Raw genomic sequence first — 24047 nt, forward strand, 5'->3', positions numbered from 1 at the left:
ACGCACATACTTCATAATTCAATCGCTAGCTGTGTCTCCAGTTTTCTATGGGGCTGTATAGTTCGGCGCACCTGATCGTGATACGGCTATCTGAGGCTGCATGGCTTTGATAGGTGGCTACGTGTGCTGTTACGCCACCGCCCCCACTCCACGCTCCATCACGGTCTGCACATCCACTCGCGCTTTCGCCAGTATCGTGCTGGCGTCATTACCAAGAATTTCTTCTATTTCCCAGGTTCTGACTGTCGCCTGCCGTGGTAACCAGATGCCGATGCGCTGGGCTTGGTAGTCGTTGTCGAGATCGAGGATGAGGTAGCCCAGGAGTTGCATGAGCGTTTTGCGCACCCATGGTGCTGTGATGGTGTCCTTGACTTTGAAGTCGAAGAGGGTGTCGTCGATGAACCAGTCACCATCAGCGCCACCAACCAAGGAGGCACCGGTAAAGTGCGGATTCTCCGTGTACTCGACGCCCTTGCGGATCATTGTGCGCCACTGCTCGACTTGCCCCTGATTGGCAGCGCGTAAGTTGGAGACATCGGCAAGCATGGCGGGCGGAATCGAAGCAAACAGATCATCGACGGTTTTGCTCGCGTGCAACCGTTCTCCCAAGGAACTGAAGAGCGCGCGCAGACCCGCTCGATATAACGCCTCACACCAGGTGAAGATGATACTAGCGCGATCTTTATCTTCTTCGGTGCCTTGGATCATTAGGTTCTCGGCTTCGCGGAAGCTATCTGCCAGCATTTCTGTGACACGCTCACCGTCCTTCATGAGCCGTGCGTACATGAGGGCGAACGCCCTGACGCCAAGGGCGGACGCGCTGTAGGTGGGCTCAAACTGGTCGAGCATCATCCTGGTGCGGATGTCGAAAGCGGTGCCGACGGTCGGTGAGTGCCGTCGCTTGTCCTGTACTTCCTCCGGCAGCGGAACGACCAACGGTGCCTTGACTAGGTCGTAGAAGCCGAGCTGCGTGGCGAACTCCTTGCCTGCCTTGGATTGGCCTGCGGCGGTAGCGAGTGCTGGGGCACAGTCCTCCACCAGCTTGCGAAAGGGAGATCGCTTGTCGTTGAGATGGGTCGTCAGGGTCATGGGAGGCTCCACCGCAGGATTGAGAGGGATATACAGCAGTGCAGGGCCGAGCGACGCCGGTGTCGCCATGGGTGACAGGGGCTGGAGGAAGACTCCAACAGGGACGGGGCTGCGTTGCCGCAATCGATAGTAGAGCGTCGCACGGCGAGCCAGTAGCCGTCTCCTGTCCTGGCGGGCTGTTTGCGGCTGAATCGTGATCTGATGTGGGCAAGACGCGGTGCACTTCGCTGTGCGGGCCCACACCCTGCTACCAGGGGCAATCCGAGCGTTCTTGCGGGCTACCCGTGCCCGTGCCTGAGCGCGGGGGAGGACTCTTCTCGTCTCTCTTAGCGCTCGTGGGCGCCAGTTCCGTAGTACAGAAGAAGCAGTAGACGCCGGCGAGCTGGCGTCCAACGGAGCGATCGAGGTGCCTGCGCCGCTACGCCGCCTGGAACCGGCTCTCGACAATCGCCACCCGGCCCGCAAGCTGTTCGTGCTGGGTGGTGAGTAGCTTGAGTGCGCCTTGAGCCTGGAGAGCGTCTTCATGCTGGGTTTCGATATCTTTACTGAGTGTGTCGATCCGCTTGGTCACTTCCTGATGGTTGCGATCGATCTTCTCGTCCAGTTCTGTGAATCGGTTGTCGATCTCATTGAACTGAGCACCGATGGCGTCAAAACGCGTTTCCATGCTTGTACGCATTTCTTTCATCTCATGTTCAAGCGTGTCGAGTCGACTCTCTACGCCGTTTATACGACCTTCCAAACTGTCTAAACGGCCATCTATCTTATCGAGTCGTTCATCAACTTTGTCGAGACGCTTGTCTATCTTGTCGAAGCGCTCAGCGTTACGCTCTTCCATGGCGTTGAAGTTAGTGGTTAGTAGCTCTTGTATGCGTTGAAAATCGTTATCGGTCATACTTCTATTTAAGCATGTTGGTGCGCGGGTGTAAACCACGATATCGTGACAGGTAGAATGTGGTCGGCCTGGCGCCAGTATGTCTTCGACTTGGCTAGTACTTCTTTAAGTGCTCGAGAAAAGGATGAATGGCGGAACGGCGGACATCTCCAATGTAGTTGAGGGTCACAATGTCAACAGCAATAGCGCACATAAGTGCGCCGCTACCACCGTGGTGGACGAAGTTTGCCAACGCAAATGATGTTATCGTCACCGCGAGAGCGGCAAGACTGGCTGGGGTGAAAGCCTTATACGTCTGCTTATTGAGTGGAAGTAAGAAACCAATACGTGCAGGCAACACTGGCTGGCCCCTGTAGTAGACACGTGCGCAGCGCCGGCGCTCGAGATAAAAGAGGATGGTGCGCCGATACTCCAAAATCTGGAGCCCGAACATAATGAGCAGAAACGGCACCAAGGGTTGCTCTCGCAGGACGGGAACCACCACGGTGACCGTTGCAGCAACGATCGCTTCAACATACTTCCAGGCCGGAATCATCGTCGCTGCCACCACCTCAGACTGCGCCCAGCGCTGCATGTCCTCCAAGTGTTGCTTGCGCTCGTCTGTGGCTGAGGAAATCTGCTCCTGTGCCCAGGTGGCGGTTCGCATCATGCGGTGGCGGTAGGACAGCTGTGTGGCGGCCACGGCGGCAGCGATCAGGCCAGTCAGTGCGGTGACAACGCCGACGGCAGTGTCGACACTGAAAGACGCGATATTCATGATTGTATGGCGCACCGCGCCAGATCGTTGTCGGTGGGATGACCCTGGGGGAGGGGTGCACGTTGGCTCATGGCGGCATTGTAGCCAGGGGTGGTTATCCCACCCCTCCCACCGACTCCTCTACCTGCATTTCCAGCGCATTGTCAGGGCGATGAGGGTACGGGGGTAGCAGCAGTCTTCGATGATGCGGTACTTCTAAACATGCTCAGGGCTGGTGAGAAGGATAGGAGAACTGAAGGGTGCTGACATAAATCAACTGGGGAAAGGCGCGACGGCGGGTGTAGATCTTCTTGGGTAGTTACGGGCGCCTCTCAACGCCCGGTCCCCACCCTACCTTGAAGGATTCGAGCCATGCGACAGCAGATTCGTTTTCTCACCCATGCTCTTGGTCGTCGTGAGACGATCAAGTACCTGTCGATCGTGGCTGTCGGTACGGCTATCGCTCCCCTGACTGGCTGCTCCGGCTCCACCTTGGCATTCAAGAAGTTCGCCGCTGGCACCTGGGACATATCTTTTGATGATATGGATAGTTGGAAGACTGCAGTTCTTACAGTAAGTGAGGGAAAGTGGGAATTGCAGGCTGAGCGGAGAGATGGGGGTGAGAAAGAGGCTGCTCAGGGGGTGTGGAGCATGTCGGGAACCTCTGTGTCGGTGAAGGAGCAGGGGGAGGATACGAGGTTTGTTGAGTATGGCACTGATGTTGCTTCAGGTATTCCTGAAGATGTGGACACCGAGAATATGCCCACTTCATTCACGTGGAGCCACGACGAAGGAGATGATGGGATAAATAGGTTCGAGTTTTCGGTGCAGTGGGATCGTAAGAATCGGAATTTGACTTTGCGGAGAGAGGTACCGTCCTCGTGGGGGCCATTCTCACTGACAGCTAAGAAGCGGAAGAAGTAGCAGTTTTCGACTGAAGGGTCGACTAACGAATCAAGAACCTAGGTGGACTCTGTCTGTTCTCACGAGCAGGTGGAACGATGGAGCGTATCTGCCACTGCAACATGAGCAGTTCCACGAGTTGCTGCAGCTGTCTTAGGAGACACAGCTACTCACTCATCCCTCCCACCAACTCCTCCACCTGTATGTCCAGCACCGTCGCCAGGGCGATGACGATACGCAGGCGCGGGTTCATGGGGGTGCCGGGGCGGGACTCGCCCTTTTCGAACTTTTGGTAGGTGTAGGTGGAGATGCCGGCGGCGTGGGCCAGGGCTTCCTGGCTGAGACCCTTGGCGATACGGGCGCGCTGCAGCCGCAGGCCGAGCTGGCGGGCGATGGGCCACCACTGCTCGTCACATGGCTGATGGAGGAGGAAGCGCTCCGTCACTGCCCGCTCCTGATCGCGCTGGAAGGCGTACTCGAAGAACGTCGACAGCAGCCCCGCACCAAACAGCGTCCCACCCAACTCTCCCAACGGCACCGCATGCAGCTACTACCAATCACCCAGCCGCAGCGGGGTCACCCAAGCGTTGAGCATCATGAGGAGAATGTCGGCCAGCGTCAGGGAGGCGGCCAACAGGGCGGCTTTGGTTTTGCAGAGGCGGTGGTGGAGGAAGGGGAATGGATGGTGGGCGTGTATACATAAATTATAGGCATTCCGACCTGTAGGGCGCAAACACTTACCTGTCGTTTGCCACTTCGTCTTTGAAATCATAATCCTGTGGTGGATTTCCGAGCCAATCCTGCACCTTAAGCGCGACTTCCTGAGTTAGTGGATGATACCAGATAGAGCCCTTAGCAACAAGCAACATCCTTCGACCATTCGTGTGCGAACCTTCTCGCAAAAGGCATTGTAAACCAAAGAGAATAGAATCCGACCAACAACGAGCCTGCGGTAGGCCCTGCAGAAGCCTTCATAACTATCAGAATCGCAGCGAAATATAGAAATATTGGGCAGAATGAACAGAATACTGCGCTCCAGAAAGGCCTTAGGTCCATTTTCCATAGCGGTATGCGCGCTTCAATAGATCGACTGGCCCTGTAATGCTCGTTGATTCGCACCCTCTCTGCGTACCACCCAACTGTCAGCCAACTAAGGTAAAAGCAAACAACCGAATAGATTGAGGACAACAATGCAATTCCATTTAAGCTGCCACCTTGTTTCGCAGATTGTATCGTTGGAGCGGCATAGCCAATTGCCCATGCTGGAATCAGCATGAATTTCCACCAAGGCACATAGTGGGCCGCAATAAGACGTCCCTCCTGCGACAACCTTAGTTCTTTGAGAATCTTCTGACGTGGCTCGTTATCAGTATCCTTGTCGATCGTGCCATTGATCCATTCAATATCTTGGTGAGCTTTTGCTGTCCGAGAGACCCTATTAAGACCAGCAAACAAGCCAATAGCAGAACCAGACACAGCAATCGCGTTCCTTACAACCGTCCAGATCGAGTCAGACAACAAACCCGTACCCACACGCTACATTGATCTGATGGCAGCGGTGCCAGTTTGATTCCCCGACACTTTCAAGGCTGTTACTAGCCTCAATCATGCCGTACAATTGTCCATTCACACACCGCACGGCGGGCTCCGCTCACCCATACACCGCCCTCAGCGTGCGTGCTTCATCGGCAATCCAGCGGCGTAGCTCGTCCTGGGCGGCTGGATGGAAGGAGGGGGTAAGCATGGTGGCCTGCTCGAGAAGCTGCTCACCCTGCTCCTTGGTGTCCAGCCAGTCGGTGGTGGCACCAGTCAGGTTGAGGATTCGTCTCCACCGATGGAAAGAGCGGTAGAGTAAGTCCAGGACTCCTTGTGAGTGGTTGGCGATGTAGACTTACTGCATACTGGTGTATATGTCTAACTACCGGACAACGGCATTAATCCGCAACTTTCGTCTATTTTCGAATCCAGTCGATGATTCTGGTAATAATACTCTTTGCTTGGGTTTCTGAAGCACTTCGTTGCCGCGAAGCCATGTCTTTTTTGAATACATAGTTCTCCCATGCTGAGTTTGACAACTGCCATTCCTCATTTTCGTCACGAGTGAAGGCGTCTTCCGCGGCCAGTTCTGTTGCGATATCGTGAGGCTCGCCAAGTATTTTATGCAGTTCTCGCGCTTCTTTTCCGAAACTTTCTCTTTCCTCCTTTAGTTTATTCTCGACCAACAGAGTATGGTCAGGACTTGGACGTTGCATACGGTAACTCTTTCAAAGGTTTCGAGCGTTATACTGTTTAAAAAGTTGCATTCTGTAGACTTGAATGGAAGATTCGCGCAGCGCATTAGTACAGAGTTTTCTTCGCAAAAACGCTCATCTTCGGCTGTAAGCTTCTAAACTACCTACGACACCGAGGCTGCCCTTCCCACAATATGCCCCATGGATTGCATCGCGGCTGATCTCATTATTTTATTGACTTTTCTTAGCGTAAAGTTTTGCTCCTTCGTCAGCTCACCGGAACGTATTTTTTGAGCAATACGAGCAGCCACTTGAGAAAAAAGTTCTCGATCTAATCTGGAATTAAATTTATGATGCTCTTCGGATAGTCGTATAGATGCGACTATAGCACCGAGTGAAACTTGGTAGGGAAGCCCTGAATCGCCGACAGTCCCGCGAATTGGTACGGAGTAAAATGCTTGCCACCGTGAAGCAAAATTACGCATCCCTAGGGTGTCGAGAGTAATTAACTCTGGGGAATCTAGTTGAATTGACCTCAACGCCGCCGATCGCGATGGGAACCTTCGCATAAAACTATCGCTGCGGCGAGAAGAAGTATCCAGCAGTACTCCGGAAGAATCTGCAATTTTGACTAAATACTCAGGATCCCCGCAATGTGGGGCCATTCCACGGAGCCAATACTCTAGCCTTACTGCAATTTGAAACGCGACCTTTTTTTCTTTGCCTAAATCACTTTCTATTAGTTCAGAGAGGATAGACTCAGCAGTATGGCTATGATCTAACAGATCATTGAAAATGCTATGGACGATTGAGGAGTCTTCAAGCTTATCCGAGGCGGAACTTGACCAGCTCTTCAACTCGTCGTGGGTTATGGTGATACCAAGCGCATCGTCTTTGTCGTTTTCCATCCGAATGACGGCGTCACGGAGAATCATCGGTAGATCTGCAAAACATCGTCCGGGCACGAAATGATCGACACCAAGCGCATTGTAGCGAAGCCAAGTCGTACGAACGAGTTCTCTACGCTCTTCTTCCGTTCGGCAATCCTTGTCGTAACAGTCTTTATCTATTGCTTGAGCGACTATCACGCTCGTTCGGGAACCTTTATTGCACTTATTTGACTGTATCCAGTCGAGTAGAGGAGGATCATTAAGCGACGATCCAACGATTAGCATGCAATCGACGTCTTTTGAGGCCGCCGTCATTATTTTAGCGGTTTTGTTCTTGTTGCGAAAATAGTCTAGTTCAGAGAACACGAGTTGCCGGGGAGAGATTTCGCAGTTGATCTCAGGCTCCTCATTGTTTCCGGGTACCCGACCGTGAAGATAAATGAACGGAACACTTTTATTCGTTGGATGTAACTTTGAGTGCGTTAACGTCGTATCGTCGTTCCCGAGCACATTAAGAGAATACTTTTTCCGTATCTTAGGGCGATCGCTATTCATAATTTTCAGAATCAAACGCAGCGATCGCTCTAAGTGGGTATCGTAGTTTGTTGTGACTACTCTAACCTCGACGTTTTTCTGAACAAGGTGTCCAACTATGGCTTTAATATACTGAGGCAGTGTTGCTTCGGTGGGAATTTCCGGGGAGTCGAAGCCATTCTCACAATCTTTTTTCGGTGGTAACTTACGATACAAAGACCTTCCTATAGCTTTCGACAAAGTCTCATATGGGTCCGACGTTACTACGTCTTCGTTCGCCAACTCATCGAGATACGCTGCCAAAGTAGTAGCGTTACCTTGAGGGTCGTAATATCGTTCGGCAATTAGCGTTTTAAGTTGCTGGTATCGATCGTCGCCATGCAAACCGAACTCTGATTTCATACGTGAAAGTACCTCTAGGATGAGATCATTCCACGTTAGTCCGGTAAGTGAGTACGAGACTCCTGCTCCGCAATATATAAGCACACTTTTAGCCTTCAAAAGAGTTTCCAGCGTGGCGCTATAAGCTCTTTCACTAACCAACAAGTGCCCCGAGTCGTACACTTCGCGAACCTTTCCAAACTCGGTAAAATATAACAGTTTGTCTCGTTACTGGGCTCGACTGCGGGGGATTGTGCGAAAATCGTCTATAACACTCTGAGCAGTTGCATAATCCGAGAACTCATACGGGTCCATTGCCGCTATCTCGGCGGGGGTCACTGTATCTGGGTGACGTGTCCGATACTCAGTTTGTGGGTAGGGGTACTTGAGGGTGCTGGCTGCATACTCAAGTACTTCGTTCTCGCTCATTCTGACTCCTTCTGGTCGGGATTCTGGTGCGGATGATTTCGGTATTTCCATATCTGGAAATAATTATATTTGTTTAATAATATAAGTCAAGGATAATTGTGGTTTGTCGGCGAATAATCGACGTACTCTTTTTTTGAGTGTTCAATGAGACGTCAAGCTCTGGGCTCGTTGTGGGGGCTCTAGAGCGGGATCTGTCTGTTCAGAGTTCTCCTCTCTTGTGTTGACAAAAGTTCACCCTCTCGTGACCTGAGCGTGGGTCTTGATGGCTTTACAAGGTACACCTCGCCATGCTACGGACGCCAGATCCTCGTTGTGTGGCGTTGTCAGGCGAGTTGCAGCCAGCTGGACCGGATGCAACTCGGATTGAATCGAGCCTGTCCTGTTTGCGTCAAGGTGACGGCGTTCGGACGGGATGCAGGGACGCGGGGCGACTGAAACGCAATGTAATCGCAATGTACGTGTTGTATGCCACATCGCTTCGTCGCTGCTGACGTTCATCAGATGGGTCCCATCTGCCCGTCATGCAGCCTCGGCACTACCTCCCTAACGCTGCTGGTGTCGTTGCGCCAGACGAGGCTGATCTCGGCGGCGCACGGCGGACGGTCTGCGGGCGCACCAGGTGGTGGTGGTGACCACTCAGCTGGTGAGCTGCCAGGCCTGCAGGCAGGCGTGTCCCACAGCGCTCGACGTGCCACACGCAAGACTTCAGACCGCAGTCACACTCCGTCTCTCACCCCTCCTTCATCTTCTCCTCCATCTTCCTCCAGGCCACCATTCGGCGTCGGATGGTGGCTTCGCTGTACTTGCGCCTGCGCAGCAGGGCGCAGTACTGGCGCAGGTCGCGATCGGTGAGGGTCAGGACGTCCTTGTCGCGGGCGATGGCCCACTCAAAGATGTCCTGCAGGTCGGTCCAGTACGCCCGGGCCGTCTGGTAGCCGTAGTCCAGCAGGATGTCCTCGCGCAGGTCGAAGAACCGCCGCCAGCGCTGAACCTGCTCCGGAGACAGGTCGGGAGGAAAATCCATGAGGTAGTCGGGATAGCGCTGCTCATGAGCGTCGACTGGTCCTGCACCCGGCGGGTCTTGCGCCGGGACGTTCTCGGCTTCACCGTTCGTCATCTTCTCCGCAGCCATCCCCGATCGCCCTCCTCGAGCTCATCTCCGACTGTCCGTCTTGCCGCCTATGGCTGCTGACCAGCCCCGCCATCGTGTGCCTGAACGAAACGAGCAGGGAGAGGCTGAGACACTCCTGCACTCTCGGCCCCTTGCAAGATGCCCCTTCTTTCGGAGTGGTCCCAACGACACACCCCAGGCCGACCACCACGAGACCAGGACGCCGGGCCCAGGGTGGCGGCACCGCAGCGCCGGGTTCCGAGGTTCCCAGTTCCGGAGTATCTCGCAGCCTGCTCGATGTTATCACGCTTATGCTTTTCCTTGGGATTCCAACGGTTTATGTTCGTTACGTCCGAACCGGCTGTTATCAGCAATCAGGGGAACACGCCAGATGACATCTCCGGCGGCCGGACGGAACGCTGAAAGGAATCCCTCATGCCCACGACCGACCACTCCGACCACCTCACTGGCCCCCAGCCCGCTGCACCCGTCCTGCCGATCGCCGAGCTGTTCGCCGCCGACCTGCTCCCACCGCGAGCGCCGCAGTCGCGCAGCCTGGCCCGCACTGCCCAGCGCCGTCTGGACGAGCTGGCCGCCGACAGCCAACTGGCTCACGCCACCGATCAAGCCCGCGCCTTCCTGGCCGCTAGCGCCATGGGCAACGTCGCCACCTTGTCCGCTCTGGCCGAGTCCTGCTACCAGACCGCGCCCGCCGGAGCGACCTACTACCACGCCATCCTGCGCGCCTACGGCATCAAGGCCGCCCGCGGCATCGCGCAGTTCTGAACTGGTAGCGCCACACCGAGACACCCCCAGCGTGACTAAGCAAACGTGCACACCACCAGAAAGGACATACCCCTCATGAGTTGGATCATCAACGGCCTGGCCTTCGTCGGCTGCCTGACGCTCATCGCCATCGCCCTGCTGATCTGGGCGGTCTGGCGCGACGACACCCCGCCCACCACAACCACTCGCGCCCAGGCCGACGCCTGGCAGCAGGCCATCGCCACCAAGCGGGCCCACGATCTGGCCGCCTTCCACAGCGCTGTGGCGATGACGAGGCGGGCGCAGGAGGCGGCTGCGGAGTCTGAAGAGGTCGCCAACGGCAAGGACGAGCCAGGTGGCGCGAACAGCTCGTGCTGACATAGCCGCCCAGCTGATTCGCGCTCCTCATTGCCATGTGTGGGCCGATCTGGCTGCCTGTTGCAATAACTACAGCATGTATTTTCGCCGCCACTATTTGGCCGTCGTGTCCATTTTGTTCTCTGTGGTGCACCACAGAGCGGCACATCGCTGGTGGCGTGTCGCGTCGGTGGGAGTTGTGGCTGGCGAGGGGTTCACAAATCGAGCAAATCGGTTCGTAATGGGGAGTGTGAGCGCGTTTTGTACGCGCACACAAATAGCAGATAAGCACGTAAAGGAGGGATCGTAATGAGCAATCTGACAAATCACGCGCTGGCGAGCCAGTCGCACGCCGCGCATAACCAGACAGACGGGGCGCCGCAGCGCGGGACGTTCCGAGCGGTGCTGGCCGATCCGCCATGGTGCAGCCAGCAGACGGGGCGTCACGGGGCGGCGCAGCACTACCGCCTGATGCCGCTGCCGCGGCTGCGTGCCATGGGTGAGGCAGTGCGGGAGATAACGGCGCCGCGCTCGTTCTGCTTCGTCTGGGTGACCACGGCGACGGTGCCGCAGGGGATCGAGCTGCTGGAGGCCTGGGGCTTCCGCTACACCAGCTTCTACTTCTGGGCCAAGCCGCGCTTCTCCATGGGGCACACCTTCCGTAACGCCGGCGAGCTGTTGTTGCTGGGCGTACGGGGACAGGGTACTCGGGTGGCCTTTCGGGCCCAGCCCAACTGGGGCTTCCACCCGTTGCAGGAGCACTCGCACAAGCCGGAGGAGATCCACCAGATCGTCGAGCGACTGGTGGGCAACGGGCCCTTTGTGGAGCTGTTCGCCCGCCGGGCGGCACCATCACGCCAGCACTGGGACATCTGGGGCGACGAGTGCGCCTCGACCATCTCGCTGGCCCGCTGGGGCTACCGCGTGCCGAGCGATCGGCAGTGGCTGCAGGCGGCGCCGGCTCCGGCTGACGATGAAGCAGCAACAGACGCTATGGATGCCGCTGGCGAGGAAGGCACGTCATGAGAGCGATGAGAGGACTGACTGATGCGAGATGGAATCGGCACGGGGTCGCTGGCGGCGCGCTTCTTCCGCAGCTGCGTGTACGTCTTTGGCGGCGTGGTGCTGCTGATCTGGGCGGTCGAGCTGCTCTGCCGCTACTGGTGGGTGCTGGCCCTGGCTGGTGTGGTGGCGCTGCTGGTCGCCGTGGGGCGCTGGTATCGCCAGCGCTGGTGATGGATCGGAGGCGGCTATGACCTGCCGCAAGCGACGAGACCAGGGGCGGCCGCACTACCGCGCGGTGCCGTCCTGGCGCAGCGAGCTGGACGCCGATGCATTGGCGCGGGTCTTGCTGCTGCTCATGCTGCAACGGCTGGAGCAGCAACGGGATGCGGAACCAACGCCGCAGGATGGCGACGACGCTCTTGATGCGAACGACGGCTTCGACACTGCCACGGCCGACCAGCCGGATGGAGGGGCGTCATGACCGGGCAGTGGGAGTGGCAGGAGCTGGCTTGGGATAGCCCAATCAGCCCAACACTGGCCACTACGGCATTGGAACGCCTGACGACGGCGACGGAGTTGGGGCCACTGGTACTGGAGCTGCGCGCCGACGCCAGTGGTGCGCACTGGGTAGTGGGAACGCAAACCGGTCGGCCCGGCCTGGCGGCGCTGCTGAGCAATCACCTGCCGGTTCGTTTGCACCGACCCGAGCAGCCGCGCCTGCCCATGACACGGGCGGTGCGCGTGATGGTACGGGGGCGGCAGGTCAGCCACCTGCCTGAGCGCGTTACTGCGGCGGTGCGCGCCCTCTATGCTGCCCTGTCTAGCCTGACGGGTTCGCAGCAGGTAGTGCTGCAACTACTGGTGGGGCGCCGACTCAGTCCAGCCTCTTTGGCGGAGACGCCACCACCCTCACTCTGGCGGCAACTGCTGGTCGGCTACGATGCGGCACAGTCGCCCGCCCGCGCCAGCAAACCAGCCGATGAGCAGCATGGTGCCGCCGTCTGCCTCCGGCTCGGCTATCGCGGGCCGAGTGCTGAGGCACACCAGCGCTTTGCTCAGCTGCTTGGGGCGCTGCGCCTGGTGGAGACCGCGCAGTCGTCGGTCCGGCTGGTGGCTGAGGCGACAGACAAGATCGATGAGGCCCGTCGCCCCTGGTGCTGGCCCCTGCGCCTGCGCTCTGGCCGGTTGGCCGCACTGACTGGTTGGCCGATCGGTGAGGCGCCACTGCCGCTGCTGGGCAACCTGCATCCGCGCCGTTTGCTGCCGTCGACACCACTGCTGGAGCGGCGTCGCGTGGTGGGTATGACCAGCGCGCCTGGCCAGGCGCAGCCAGTAGGGATCGCCATCGCCGATGCCGCCTACCACACGCACCTGCTGGGGCCGACTGGAGCTGGTAAGTCCACCGTCATGCTGGCCTTGGCTCTGGCCGACGCCGCGCAGGGCCGGGGTTTGCTCCTGATTGACCCCAAGGGTGACCTGGCGACGGACTTTCTCGCCCGCCTGCCCGAGCAGCGCCAGCGCGACGTGGTGGTGATCGACCCAAGCAACCCAGCACCGGTTGGCCTCAATCCGCTGACCGGGCCGCCTCAGTTGGCACCTGTCACGGCGGAGGCGATGCTGAGCACCTTCAAGGCGCTGTTTCGCGAGCACTGGGGCATTCGCACCGCTGATGTCCTATCTGCTGCGCTGCTGACCTTGGCCCGCCTACCGCAGGCGACGCTGCTGTGGCTGCCGCCCTTGCTGACGGATCCGGCTTTTCGCCGGTGGGTTCTAGCTCAGGTGCCGGACGATCCACTGGGCACCGGCGCCTTCTGGGCGGCCTACAACGCCAAGAAACCGGAGGCGCAAGCGACGGAGATCGCGCCAGTGCTCAACAAACTGCGCCAGCTCATCCTGCGTCCCTATCTGCGCGCCGTGCTGGGGCAAGCGCAGCCGCGCTTCGACCTGGCAGAGCTCTTTACTCGGCGGCGCATCGTCGTCGTCAATCTCAACCGTGGTCTGCTTGGGGCGGGTGCGGCCCGGCTGCTGGGCACCTTGCTAGTGTCGCGGCTGTGGACGCTCCTCCTGGCCCGCCAATCTCTGCCGCCAGAGCAGCGCCACATCGTCAGCATCTTCATCGACGAGGCACATGAGTTCATCGGCGGCCTGCCGCATGACCTGTCCGACGCGCTGGCCCAGGCCCGCTCGCTGGGCGGAGCCTTCCACCTGGCGCATCAGTACCGCGCGCAGCTGTCGCCCGCGATGGTGCAGGCGATTGAGAGCAATGCGCGCAACAAGCTGTACTTCGGCCTCTCAAGCACCGACGCCGCGGCGGCCGCCCGCCTGGCACCCGAGCTGGAGGCGGTCGACTTCCAGCTGCTGCCAGCCTTCCACGCCTACGCCCAGCTGATGCAGCGCGGCCAGCGCAGCGACTGGTTCTCGCTCACCACCCAGCCGGCGGCCGCACGGCGCCGTGACCCAGCCACCCTCTATGCCGCCAGCCACGCGCGCTACGGCGTACCGGCAGAGCAGACCGAGCAGGCGCTGCTCGCCCTCACCTCGTCGACGTCTACCAGCGCACCTACATCAGCGACGGATAACGACAGCCCAATCGGCCGGAGGCAGCGATGATGCCGCTGCTTCGCACCACCCTCGCAGGACGCCTGGCACGACGGTTCGGCAGACGGATCGCTGGCCTGAGCCAAGCCACCAATGCCCGCCATAGCGCGGCATACGGCCGAGCAGTGGCGGTGACTGACCCCACGTTCTGGCGTCACCACTGGCCCGTGGGGGAGAAGGACGAACCATGGAGGAGGACACCATGAGACAGCATCTTCCCCATGCCTGCGATCACCCCGCGGCGCATCGGCTCCTGGCGCTGCTGGCCACCTACCGCTTCGCGACGACGACACAACTGGCCCGCCTGACGGCTGAGGCTTATGGCTCGCTGTCCTCTGCTAACCGCCAGACGCTGCGCCACCTGGTACGGCTGCAGGAGCACGACCTGGTCACCCGTCTGGAGCGACGGGTTGGCGGCTGGCAGGGCGGCTCCACTGTCTCCGTCTGGACGCTCACGACTCGTGGGCGCCGCGTGCAAACCGGCAGCCGTAGCCGGCAGCGCCCGCGCAGCCTGTCCACCAGCTTCTTGGCTCATCTGCTGGCGATCACCGAGACCAGTGTGCAGATCACCGAGACCGCTCGCTCTATGACGGACGCCAGCGCCACCATCACAACCGAGCCAGGCTGCTGGCGCTCCTACCTGGGGCCGGCTGGGCAGCAGCTCACTCTGCGGCCCGACCTGCACGCCGTCGTCGTCAGCCCGCACTACGACGACCACTACTTCATCGAGGTCGACCGCGACACCGAGAACCCCGCCCGCGTTCTGGCCGCCTGCCAGCGCTACGCCGCCTACTACGCCAGTGGGGCCGAGCAGCGAGCCTGCGGTGTTTTCCCGCTCGTGCTGTGGGTGGTGCCCCACGTCGCGCGCCGCCAGCAACTGCGCCGCGTCATCGCCAGCGACCAACGCCTACCCGCAGCGCTTTTTGCCGTCATCACTAACCAACAGATCGGGCAGACGATACGGAATGGGGCGGTGAGTACATGAAGTACCGTTAATCGTTCTTTGACAACGTGATGTCCAAAACAGAGTCGGGAGCATTCGTGCACAACGCCCGGAAGGCATCAATGAACCACCAGCCGAAAGGTGCATCTCTGTCTGGGTCTATCGCGCCGGCGTCGACTGAGTCGAGACAGAGGAAGCCGACAAGGGAATCTGTAGGCGGTGGCCTGCCGATATCGCGTATCCCCCAGACGAGAACAGATTCGTACTGCCGGTTCGGGCTGGAGTTTTGGTAGTCGTTCTCGGTGGAGACCGAGGAGGACTGCCACGTCAGCTGGCCAGCACTGATCGCTTTGAAGTCGGTGTTGTGCGTGATGAGGTTGTACTCGTCATCGTCCAGCAAGGTGGTGTTGCTTCGCGCAAGCGTGACGGCGACGCGTTTGCCTTTGTCGTCGGTCTTGATGATCTTGATGCAAGCTCTCATCTCGTGTCCGCTCAACCGGCTATAGGTGCGGGCGAACCGAGTGAGTGCTTGGTGGATCTGATTGCGAGCGTACTCGCGAGGATTGTCGGAGTTGCTGATCTTGAATGCTGACTTCTGAAGGTCGTGTGTGAGCGAGGAAACTTCTTTGGCGGCAGCACACATGGCCTCGGCGTTCGCTTGCACGGATGTCGCTTCTTCAAGCGCGTTGCCAACATCGCTTTTGAAATCATCGAGATGCTTGGCGAGAGAAACGTCGAAATGCGATAGATAGCGAGTTGTGGCTCGTGCGGAAGTGATCGATGCGGCGACCAACACAGCCAAGAGCCCGACAATCACTAAGGGGATTCGCCATGGAGGAGGGATAATCTCGGGAAATGGGCCAACAAAATAGCCCAGAATCGTCAGGATTGCAGATGAATATCCGAGGAATTCGAGGATGTTGGCAAGGGCGAGATAGGGGGTGGGAGAAGGTGAGCGGTCATTGTCGATTGCATCATCTTGAGACGTCATAGGCCTCACCAGAAAGATGGGATGGCTACGTTAGAGAGACTTCGGCGTTGATGACCTGATTGGTTGCTGCATCAACGGTTGTGAACAAAGTCCATCTGTCGTCATAGGGGCGCGAGTACACTAAAGCGTGGATAACCTTGCCGTGCAGGGTTACCGTGAATTCCTCGGTTAGTTTACCCCACTCCTCAGGGGTGGTGGAAGGCGTTGCTTCAGCGTCCATCGTGGTGACAGCGTCCTTGGTTGCTTCTGTGGCTGTGCTTGTCGCTCCTGTACTGCCTGGAGATGCGAGATCTACGGCATGGCGCCCGATCGTAGCACCAATCTCTGACTGTTCGGTATAGCACTCACCGTGGCGAGAGGAACATGATGGCCGAGCATCTTGGGGTAACCTATGAGATTCACGCATACTATAAGTGTATCTTTTGGGTTGGTGGCTGTCAATTACCTATAGTGCCTCCCTCTCGGTGTCTCGTGTGAATGTGTGGTGATATCGGTGTGACGACTGGACATTTTCTCGACTTGGAGCGTTACTAGAAATAGTGGCGTGAATCAACATTACCTACTATGGAAGGAGTAAACAATGAGCAATACACTGCCAACTAATCATGGAGCAACAGGGCGCGCTACCGCCCCTTCTCCCACCATCCAAAACTCGGCCGAGCAGCTGGCCCAGGAGCTGACTCCCCGGCGCGCCGTGTCCTACCTGCGCGTCTCTACCCGTGAGCAGGCCCGGCGGGGTGGCCGTGAGGAGGGCTTCTCCATCCCGGCCCAGCGGGCGGCCAACAAGCGCAAGGCGATGAGCATCGGCGCCATCATCGGCAAGGAGTTCACTGAGGGCGGGGTCAGCGCCACTACCACGCGGCGCCCGGCTCTCCAGGCGATGCTGACCTACCTGGAGGAGGAGGCTCGGGCGGGGCGGCCGGTCGACTACGTCATCGTCCACAAGCTCGACCGTCTGGTGCGCAACCGCTACGACGACACCACCTTGGGTAAACGCTTCGATGAGCTCGGCGTTCGGCTGGTGTCGACCAGCGAGAATATCGATCAGACGCCCGGTGGGCTGCTGGTGCACGGCATTATGGCCAGCATCGCCGAGTTCTACTCCAAGAACCTCTCCAATGAGGTGAAGAAAGGTATGGCCGAGAAAGTGCGGGGTGGCGGCTGCATCGGCCGGGCACCGCTGGGTTACCGCAACGTCATCACGACGAAGAATGGCCGGGAGGCGCGCATCGTGGTGGTGGATGAGGTACGTGGGCCGCTGGTGGCCTGGGCCTTTGCGGCATATGCCAGTGGGGAGTGGACACTCAGGCGCTTGGCCGAAGAGTTGACGCTGCGCGGCCTGACCACCGTGCCGACCGCCTCACTGCCAGAGAAGCCGGTGACGGTGCAGCTACTCAGCAAGGTGCTACACAATCCCTTCTACGTCGGTGAGGTGGTCTACCAAGGGGTGCACTATGCCGGGAGCCACGAGCCCTTGGTGGATCGGGCGACGTACGAGACGGTGCAGACGCTGCTGGCCACCCGCGTCAACGGTGAGCGGACGGTCAAGCACGCCCACTACCTGAAGTCGACGATCTACTGCGGGATCTGTGGTTCCCGTCTCATCGTGACGAATGTGAAGCCCCGCGGTGTGGTGTATGAGTACTTCGTCTGCTTGGGGCGGCACTCCAAGAAGCAGCCGCAGTGCTCGTTTCGGGCAACGTTGGCGGAGCAGATTGAGGATGAGATCGTCCGGCTCTATGACCGAGTGGCGTTGCGGCCTGGGCAGCGAGCTGTCCTCGAAACCGCCCTGCAGCGGCAGCTGGCCATGCTGGTAGCAGAGTCGACTCAGCGGCTGACGGAAGCGAAGACCGTGCGGCGACGGCTCGAACGGGAGCGAGACAAGCTCCTCCAAGCTCACTATGCCGACGCTATTCCGCTTGACGTCCTTAAGCGTGAGCAAGGCCGGATAAGCCGTGAGCTGCGCGGTGTGGAGCGGCAGATGACGGGGCTGGAGGGTGAGATGACAGAGCGGCAGGCCTTGGTTGGGCAAGCGTTAGATATTGCCCAGCATATGGCCACCGCCTACCGGCAGGCTCCTGAGCATATTCGGCGCATGCTCAACCACGTGCTCTTCGACAAGGTGTACATCACACCAGACGACGAGACTGGGCTGCTCACGGCGATGGTGCGCTACCAGCCACCGTTTGATGGGGTGCTGGGGGTGAGAGATGTGACGACGGCAGGCGACGGACTACAGCGGGCAGGCGGCAATGCGGCGGGTGCGGTGGAGGAGATGGATGATGACCTTGATGCGACGGATAGTGGGACAGGCGAATCGAAGACTGTGGCCAGCGACACTCCTGCATCTCCTCGAGACGACGATGTCACATTGCGCCAGCAATGTGACATCGTCGTCTCGGGGCCAGAAGACGTGAGCTTGCACGGTCTGCCAGATGATGGCCTTCCTACCCCAAAACCCAGCAAAAACAAGCAAAAAACCACGTCATGGGGCTTCCATGACGTGGGTTTGAGTGTTGACTCAATGGTCGGGGTGGCGGGATTTGAACCCACGACCTCTTCGTCCCGAACGAAGCGCGCTACCAAACTGCGCCACACCCCGTGTGCAGCAGGCGACAGCATAGCCTCCACCCACCGCAGGGAGGAAATCGGAGCCGCTGAGTCGTCCGTCACGTAGGCGCTCCGGCCTCCAGACCGCGGTTGGCTTCCGCCCGCCTCCATGACAGGCTGCCGATGACAGACCCGGTCACCGGCGCCCCCGGGGCGCCTGCGCGAGCCCGCGACCCGGCGACCGGCCCGAGTATCCGCCACGGAACAGGAGGAACCCCATGCGCATCGAGGCCGTCGTCGCAGACATCACCACCGAAGAGGTCGATGCCATCGTCAACGCCGCCAACAGCACCCTCCTGGGAGGCGGAGGAGTCGACGGCGCCATCCACCGCGCCGCTGGCCCCCGCCTGCTCGAGGCTTGCCGGAAGCTGCGCGACACCGAGCTGCCCGACGGCCTTCCGGTCGGCCGCGCCGTCGCCACGCCCGGCTTCGACCTGCCCGCCACCTGGGTTATCCACACCGTCGGCCCCAACCGTCACGCGGGCGAGGACGACCCGGCCCTGCTGGGCGCCTGCTTCGACAGCTCCCTGGCACTCGCCATCGACCTCGACTGCTCCTCCATCGCCCTTCCGGCCGTCTCCGCCGGCGTCTACGGCTGGCCCATCGCACAGGTCGCCGAGATCGCCGTGGCCCGCGCCCGCGCCGTTGAGCAGCGCTCCCGCACTGAGCCCGACGCCGTCGGCCGCCTCGAGCTCATCCGCTTCGCCCTGTCCTCGCAGGCCAACCACGAGGCCTTCGCCCACGCCCTCGAGCGCGCCGAGCACTGACCCGGGCTGAAGCGGCCCGCCCGTGCTCCGCATCAGCGCCCTCGGCCCGGACGATCTCCGGCCTGCTCAAGCGCCCTTCGCCTCCGCGGCCGCCTGCTCGTCGGCCCACCTGCCCAGGTCCTCGCCGTGGATCGCGGCCGCCAGCAGGCCGGGGAAGGCGTCCGGCGTGCATCCGAAGGCCGGCACCCCCATCCCTGCCAGCTGCTTGGCGACATCATGGTTGTAGGCGGGGACGCCGTCGTCGCTCAGGGCCAGCAGCACGACGACCTGCACCCCGCTTCCCAGCAGCTCCCCCACCTGCGCCAGCATCCGCTTCGGGTCGGAGTCGTACAGGTCGCTGATGAGGATGAACACCGAGTCCGCGGGCTGCGTGATCGTCTGCCGGCAGTACTCGATGGCCGGTGAGGTGTCCGTGCCGCCGCCGAGCTGAGTCCCGAAGATGACGTCGACCGGGTCTGACAGCAGCGGCGTCAGATCCGTCACGGTGGTGTCGTAGGCGACGAGCGTGGTGCGAAGCGAACGGATCGAGGCCATGACCGCCGCCATGATGGAGGCGTAGACGACCGAGGAGGACATGGACCCGGACTGGTCCATGCAGATGGTGAACTCCTTCTGGATGCCCCGATGGCGCCGGCCGTGCCCGATGAGCCTCTCCGGGACGACCGTGCCCAGCTCGGGCACGTAGTTCTTGAGGTTCGCGGCGATGGTGCGGTTCCAGTCGATATCGGCCGGCAGAGGCCGAGACGTCCTCGTGGAGCGGTCCAGCGCGCCGCGCACCGACTGCTGGAGTCGGTCGGCGATCCGCTCCTCCACCTCCTTGACGACCTTGTCGACGACCGTGCGCGCCGTGGCCTTGGCCTCCTGCGGAATCATCTCCGACAGGGTGGCCAGCGTCGCCGCCAGGTGCACGTCGGGCTCCACGCCCTGGAGCACCTCCGGCTCCAGCAGGAGCGTCTTGATCCCCAAGCGGTTGATGGCGTCGGTCTGCATGACCCGTACCACCCGGGAGGGGAAGTACCTGCGGATGTCCCCCAGCCAGCGCGCCACCTTGGGGGCGGAACCGTCCAGGCCCCCGCGCCCCTTGTCCTGCGGGCCGACGTCGTACAGGTCCGCTAAGGCCGTGTCCATCGCCCTGTGCCCGTCGGACAACGAGGTGGGGTACCCGCTCGGGTCCACGCCCAGGGCCAGGCGCCAGCGCTGCTCGATGCTGGTGGGCTCGACGTCGTCGGGTCGGTCCGTCTGAACCGTCCGACCCGCCTGGTCGGAGTGGTCGCGCGCGCTCATCGGGTACCTCCAAGGATCATGCTCACCGTGTCCAGAACCGCCTCGACGTCGTCGAATCGCTCCTCGGTCGGGCCGTTCCCGTGCGGGGCGGGGGAGCCGAGGTCGCGGATCTGCCGGGCCAGGTCCACCTTCTGGGGGCTCGGCCACTGGCCGAAGGCCCGTCGCAGCGCGGGCAGGACGTCGACGAAGACCCGATCCCCGATGCGCCGCAGCCACTCGTCGAGCACCTCGAGCAGGACATTGTCATAGCTGAGCAGGAGGATGTCCCCGGCGAGGAACCCCTCGATCCACTCGGCCTGCTCCTCAGGCTGCGTGCCCTGCGACAGTGCCCGGGACAGCCTCAGGGCGGCGGCGTCGCGGGTCAGCTCCCCGGCATCCAGGAGCATCCGGGTGATGCGTCCGGCCAGCAGACCGGGCAGGCTGCGGGTGGCCAGCGCGGAGCGCAGCGCGCCGTTCCACAGCGCCGCGGCCCGTTCGTCCAGAAGACCGATGACGCTCTGGACCTCGTCGATCGTGGAGCGCAGCGTGCGGGCCATCCGGGCGTCCACGTTCGCGGCCGCCGCCGGCATCCCCGCGCACCCTCGCACTAGGACGGCGCGGGTCACCGCCCCCAGGCTGGAGGCCTCCGTGCCGCGCACATCCCCGTATCGCTGGGAGCGGGCCAGGGCCGGCACCGAGCCCAGCAACCGGACGATATCCATCTCGCGCGCGGCCTGCTCATCGAGGATCCGCAGCAGCTCGGGCACGACCCCGGACAGGCCTGCCGCCAGCGCCTTCTCCACCGACCCTGTTACCTGCGGCAGCGAGTCGGTGGCGGCCAGCAGGGCGCCACCGGCAGCGGAGGCCACGGTGGTGCCGAAGGCCGCCGCCTCCACCACCTGCACGGACATCTCCGGGTCCCACTCGAGCTCCCAGACCTCCTTGAAGGTGCCGCTCGATGAGACCCGCTGCCGCTTCCCCCAGGTGATCCCGAGGATCTCCAGGCGCAGCAGCAGCTGGGACTTGGCCAGGTCCCGGGGCTTGCGCAGGTCCAGCGTGAGCGTCTTGGGGGCCGCCGCGAAGGCCATGCGCAGACTCTTGGCGGCCGAGCGCAGATCGGCGTCCAGGGGGACCATGGGGACGCCGTCGGGCACGCTGCCGAGGGCCTCGCCGATGAGCACCTCACGGGTCGCGGCGGCGGCCCGCACCGCACTGCCCTCGCACATGACCGACAGGACCGCCTCGCCGAGCTCATCGAGGCCGGCCATGGGGCGTCCGCGCAGGGCGGCGAGGCTCTGCGCCAGCCGCGCCGCCTCGATGATGTGGGCCGAGGAGACCGGCAGATCCTGGCGACGTAGGGAAGCGGCCACCTGCGTCAGCCAGCGCACGACCGGTCGATCCGGGGCGGTGAAGAGCAGGTGGTACCAGCCCGGCGACTCCACCCCGGCTCGATAACCGCTACCCCCGGCCAGGCGCCGGTGCGTCCACGGCACCCAGGTCAGGGACGTCCTCGCCTTCGCCATGCCCTTAAGCCGGGCGTTGTCCTGCGAGACCTTCGGCGGCTTGCCGACCAGCGCCGGGGCGTGCCAAGCCCCGCACACGACGGCGATCCGCTCGTGGCCCGCCCTTCTGGCCGCCCGCAGGACCTTGCGCATATGCGCTTCGCGGCGCAGCGTGGACTCGTCGGTCTCCGGGGACGCTTCCCGCAGGAGACCGATCGCCTCGGCCAGCGCGTCGAAGGGGTCGCCCTCCATGCGCAGCTCGACGACGTCCTCCCACCAGGCCTCCGGGTCCTCGTAGCCGGCCAGGCGTGCCAGTTCCGCGATTGGGTCGGTGCGCTCCGGGCGGGCGGCGTCCTGAGCCGCGGCGCCACCGTCCCCCGAACCGCCCGTCTCCCCCGAACCGTCAGAGTCGCCGAAGTCGCTGGAGTCACCCGGGTCGTCCGCATCGTCGACGTCCTCCTCGGTCCCCGCCTTGGTGCCGGCCCGTGCCCGCTCGCGCTCGGCCTTCCGTTCGGCCAGGACGGCAGCCGCGGGCAGATCCATGAAATGGGCCTTGGCCCCGTGCGCCACCGCCCAGGACAGCGCCTGCCATTCGGGGGAGAAGACGGCCATCGGCCAGAAGGAGGCCTCCGAGGGATCGGTGTTGTCCCAGGCGAGCAGGGCCACCGGCGGCTCCAGGCCCCGGCCCGCCCACTCGATGAGGCCATCGGCGTCGGCCGGCCCCTCGATGAGGACGCAGTCGGGCCGGTAGGCCTCCAGCGCCGCGGCCAGGGCCCGTGCCGAGCCCGGGCCGTGGTGACGGATCCCCAGAACCCGCACGGGCGGGCGCGCGTCCTCGGCGTCGTCGACGACGTCGTTCTCGGCAGCGACTTCAGCGGTGCCCTCGACGGCTCTTACGCTGACGGTCACTGCCCCACCTCACGGCAGGCGCGGTAGAAGTCCGACCAGTCGCGGCGCTCGCGGACCACGGCCTCCAGGTACTCCGACCACACCACCTGATCGGCCACCGGGTCGCTCACCACCGCCCCGAGGATGCCGGCGGCCACGTCCGAGGGCCGCAGGACGCCGTCGCCGAAGTGGGCGCTCATGGCCAGGCCGTTGGTGACCACCGAGATCGCCTCCGCGGTGGACAAGGTGCCCGACGGTGATTTCAGGCTCGTGCGCCCGTCCTCGGTCGCGCCCTGGCGCAGCTCGCGGAAGACGGTGACCACGCGGCGGATCTCCTCCAGGGCGCCCTCGGCGGGCGGCAGCTGGAGCGCCGAACCGAGGTCCTCCACGCGGCGGGCCACGATGCTCACCTCCTCCTCGGCCGAGGCCGGCAGCGGCAGGACCACCGTGTTGAAACGGCGCCGCAGCGCCGCAGAGAGGTCGTTGACACCGCGGTCGCGGTCGTTTGCGGTGGCGATGAGGTTGAAGCCCCCGTGCGCCTGCACCTCAGTGCCCAGCTCCGGCACCGGGAGAGTCTTCTCGCTGAGCACTGTGATGAGGGCGTCCTGGACGTCGGAGGGCATACGGGTGAGCTCCTCGACCCGGGCGATCCTGCCCGTCCCCATGGCCGTCATGATGGGGGAGGGGACGAGCGCCGCCTGCGAGGGCCCCTCGGCCAGGAGCCGGGCGTAGTTCCAGCCGTAGCGCACCGCCTCCTCGGAGGTGCCCGCCGTGCCCTGCACCAGGAGCGTGGAGGTGCCGCAGATCGCGGCGGCCAGGTGCTCGCTCACCCAGGACTTCGCCGTGCCCGGCACCCCCAGCAGGAGCAGAGCCCGGTCCGTGGCCAGAGTCGCCACGGCCACCTCGATGAGACGCCGGTTGCCGACGTACTTCGGAGTGATGACGGTGCCGTCTTCCAGTGTGCCGCCCATGAGGTAGGTGACCACCGCCCAGGGCGACAGCCTCCAGCTCGCCGGCCGGGTGCGCTCGTCGAGACGCGCCAGGGCAGCGAGCTCCTCAGCGTAGCGCTGCTCGGCGTGAGGGCGCAGCAGGGGCGCGTTGTCGGTACCGGTGTGGCTGTTGGTCTGAGTGCTGGTCACGGGTGCTCCTCGGTGGCTGA

Annotated in this window: 22 protein-coding genes, 1 tRNA gene and 2 pseudogenes; 11 read left to right on the plus strand and 14 right to left on the minus strand. The window is 61.8% G+C overall.

Annotated elements, in window-relative coordinates; all coding sequences use genetic code 11:
* Positions 1–129: 129 nt before the first annotated feature.
* The 3 genes from FK256_RS00920 to FK256_RS00930 form a co-directional block, all read right to left on the minus strand.
* Complete coding sequence (locus FK256_RS00920) at positions 130–1089, minus strand: hypothetical protein (RefSeq protein WP_244936085.1); 960 nt, start codon at positions 1087–1089, stop codon at positions 130–132.
* Between the two features lie 418 nt (positions 1090–1507).
* On the minus strand, positions 1508–1984 hold the full coding sequence (locus FK256_RS00925; protein ID WP_141423364.1) for a hypothetical protein: 477 nt from the start codon (positions 1982–1984) through the stop codon (positions 1508–1510).
* Between the two features lie 94 nt (positions 1985–2078).
* On the minus strand, positions 2079–2741 hold the full coding sequence (locus FK256_RS00930) for a hypothetical protein (protein ID WP_141423365.1): 663 nt from the start codon (positions 2739–2741) through the stop codon (positions 2079–2081).
* 351 nt (positions 2742–3092) lie between these two features.
* On the opposite strand from FK256_RS00930, the gene FK256_RS00935 reads away from it, so the two are divergent.
* Entirely contained in the window at positions 3093–3644 is a 552-nt protein-coding gene (locus FK256_RS00935) for a hypothetical protein (protein ID WP_141423366.1), read from the plus strand.
* Between the two features lie 145 nt (positions 3645–3789).
* On the opposite strand, the gene FK256_RS00940 is transcribed toward FK256_RS00935, so the two are convergent.
* From FK256_RS00940 to FK256_RS00965, 4 genes are all read right to left on the minus strand, one after another.
* Entirely contained in the window at positions 3790–4068 is a 279-nt protein-coding gene (locus FK256_RS00940; RefSeq protein WP_141423610.1) for a helix-turn-helix domain-containing protein, read from the minus strand.
* Positions 4069–5575: 1507 nt separating this feature from the next.
* Positions 5576–5875: a hypothetical protein gene (locus FK256_RS00955; RefSeq protein WP_141423367.1), complete on the minus strand. Its 300-nt coding sequence runs from the start codon at positions 5873–5875 to the stop codon at positions 5576–5578.
* Between the two features lie 143 nt (positions 5876–6018).
* Entirely contained in the window at positions 6019–7680 is a 1662-nt protein-coding gene (locus FK256_RS00960) for an SIR2 family protein (RefSeq protein ID WP_141423368.1), read from the minus strand.
* 1138 nt (positions 7681–8818) lie between these two features.
* Positions 8819–9220, minus strand: a complete 402-nt coding sequence (locus FK256_RS00965) for a site-specific integrase (RefSeq protein WP_141423369.1) — start codon at positions 9218–9220, stop codon at positions 8819–8821.
* Between the two features lie 414 nt (positions 9221–9634).
* On the opposite strand from FK256_RS00965, the gene FK256_RS00970 reads away from it, so the two are divergent.
* The 7 genes from FK256_RS00970 (at position 9635) to FK256_RS01000 (ending at position 14909) form a co-directional block, all read left to right on the plus strand.
* Positions 9635–9985 carry a classical arabinogalactan protein 9 gene (locus FK256_RS00970; RefSeq protein ID WP_141423370.1) on the plus strand — a complete coding sequence of 117 codons (351 nt, stop codon included), beginning with the start codon at positions 9635–9637 and terminating at the stop codon, positions 9983–9985.
* Positions 9986–10060: 75 nt separating this feature from the next.
* Positions 10061–10342, plus strand: a complete 282-nt coding sequence (locus tag FK256_RS00975; RefSeq protein WP_141423371.1) for a peptide synthetase — start codon at positions 10061–10063, stop codon at positions 10340–10342.
* A gap of 288 nt (positions 10343–10630) precedes the next feature.
* On the plus strand, positions 10631–11347 hold the full coding sequence (locus FK256_RS00980; protein ID WP_141423372.1) for an MT-A70 family methyltransferase: 717 nt from the start codon (positions 10631–10633) through the stop codon (positions 11345–11347).
* 21 nt (positions 11348–11368) lie between these two features.
* Positions 11369–11557: a hypothetical protein gene (locus tag FK256_RS00985; protein WP_141423373.1), complete on the plus strand. Its 189-nt coding sequence runs from the start codon at positions 11369–11371 to the stop codon at positions 11555–11557.
* Between the two features lie 16 nt (positions 11558–11573).
* Positions 11574–11807: a hypothetical protein gene (locus FK256_RS00990; RefSeq protein WP_141423374.1), complete on the plus strand. Its 234-nt coding sequence runs from the start codon at positions 11574–11576 to the stop codon at positions 11805–11807.
* Complete coding sequence (locus tag FK256_RS00995) at positions 11804–13936, plus strand: type IV secretory system conjugative DNA transfer family protein (protein WP_141423375.1); 2133 nt, start codon at positions 11804–11806, stop codon at positions 13934–13936. Before FK256_RS00990 ends, FK256_RS00995 begins: the two co-directional genes overlap by 4 nt.
* A gap of 190 nt (positions 13937–14126) precedes the next feature.
* A complete protein-coding gene (locus FK256_RS01000) occupies positions 14127–14909 on the plus strand; it encodes a replication-relaxation family protein (protein WP_170197882.1) in 783 nt (260 codons plus the stop codon).
* A 7-nt stretch (positions 14910–14916) separates the two neighbouring features.
* Here the strand turns inward: FK256_RS01000 and FK256_RS01005 are convergent, their stop codons facing one another.
* Positions 14917–15858: a hypothetical protein gene (locus FK256_RS01005; RefSeq protein ID WP_141423377.1), complete on the minus strand. Its 942-nt coding sequence runs from the start codon at positions 15856–15858 to the stop codon at positions 14917–14919.
* Positions 15859–15883: 25 nt separating this feature from the next.
* Positions 15884–16078, minus strand: coding sequence for a hypothetical protein (locus tag FK256_RS01010; protein WP_141423378.1), 195 nt, complete (start codon positions 16076–16078; stop codon positions 15884–15886).
* A gap of 360 nt (positions 16079–16438) precedes the next feature.
* Between FK256_RS01010 and FK256_RS14845 the strand changes: the two are divergent.
* A pseudogene (locus tag FK256_RS14845) lies at positions 16439–17005 on the plus strand (recombinase family protein); the annotation flags it as partial.
* Positions 17006–17043: 38 nt separating this feature from the next.
* Here FK256_RS14845 and FK256_RS01020 read toward each other — a convergent pair.
* Positions 17044–17259 (minus strand): hypothetical protein, encoded by a 216-nt coding sequence (locus FK256_RS01020; protein WP_141423379.1) that lies wholly within the window; start codon positions 17257–17259, stop codon positions 17044–17046.
* Here FK256_RS01020 and FK256_RS14850 point away from each other — a divergent pair.
* A pseudogene (locus FK256_RS14850) lies at positions 17171–17533 on the plus strand (recombinase family protein); the annotation flags it as partial. The gene FK256_RS01020 and the pseudogene FK256_RS14850 sit on opposite strands and share 89 nt — an antisense overlap.
* Before the next feature lie 850 nt (positions 17534–18383).
* Here the strand turns inward: FK256_RS14850 and FK256_RS01030 are convergent.
* Positions 18384–18460: transfer RNA gene (locus tag FK256_RS01030), tRNA-Pro, on the minus strand.
* A gap of 226 nt (positions 18461–18686) precedes the next feature.
* Between FK256_RS01030 and FK256_RS01035 the strand changes: the two genes are divergently transcribed.
* The gene (locus tag FK256_RS01035) at positions 18687–19235 is read left to right on the plus strand and encodes an O-acetyl-ADP-ribose deacetylase (RefSeq protein ID WP_021604732.1); all 549 of its coding nucleotides are present in this window, start codon (positions 18687–18689) and stop codon (positions 19233–19235) included.
* 66 nt (positions 19236–19301) lie between these two features.
* Here FK256_RS01035 and FK256_RS01040 read toward each other — a convergent pair whose 3' ends face one another.
* From FK256_RS01040 to FK256_RS01050, 3 genes are read right to left on the minus strand one after another with little or no spacing between them, the layout of a single operon-like run.
* Positions 19302–20519, minus strand: coding sequence for a VWA domain-containing protein (locus FK256_RS01040; protein ID WP_009233783.1), 1218 nt, complete (start codon positions 20517–20519; stop codon positions 19302–19304).
* The gene (locus FK256_RS01045) at positions 20516–22909 is read right to left on the minus strand and encodes a DUF5682 family protein (protein ID WP_141423380.1); all 2394 of its coding nucleotides are present in this window, start codon (positions 22907–22909) and stop codon (positions 20516–20518) included. The genes FK256_RS01040 and FK256_RS01045 overlap by 4 nt, the downstream gene beginning before the upstream one ends.
* A complete protein-coding gene (locus tag FK256_RS01050; RefSeq protein WP_009233781.1) occupies positions 22906–24027 on the minus strand; it encodes an ATP-binding protein in 1122 nt (373 codons plus the stop codon). The genes FK256_RS01045 and FK256_RS01050 overlap by 4 nt, the downstream gene beginning before the upstream one ends.
* Between the last annotated feature and the right edge of the window lie 20 nt (positions 24028–24047).

Origin of the sequence: Actinomyces johnsonii (assembly GCF_006546835.1) — a bacterium.
Classification (GTDB): domain Bacteria; phylum Actinomycetota; class Actinomycetes; order Actinomycetales; family Actinomycetaceae; genus Actinomyces; species Actinomyces johnsonii.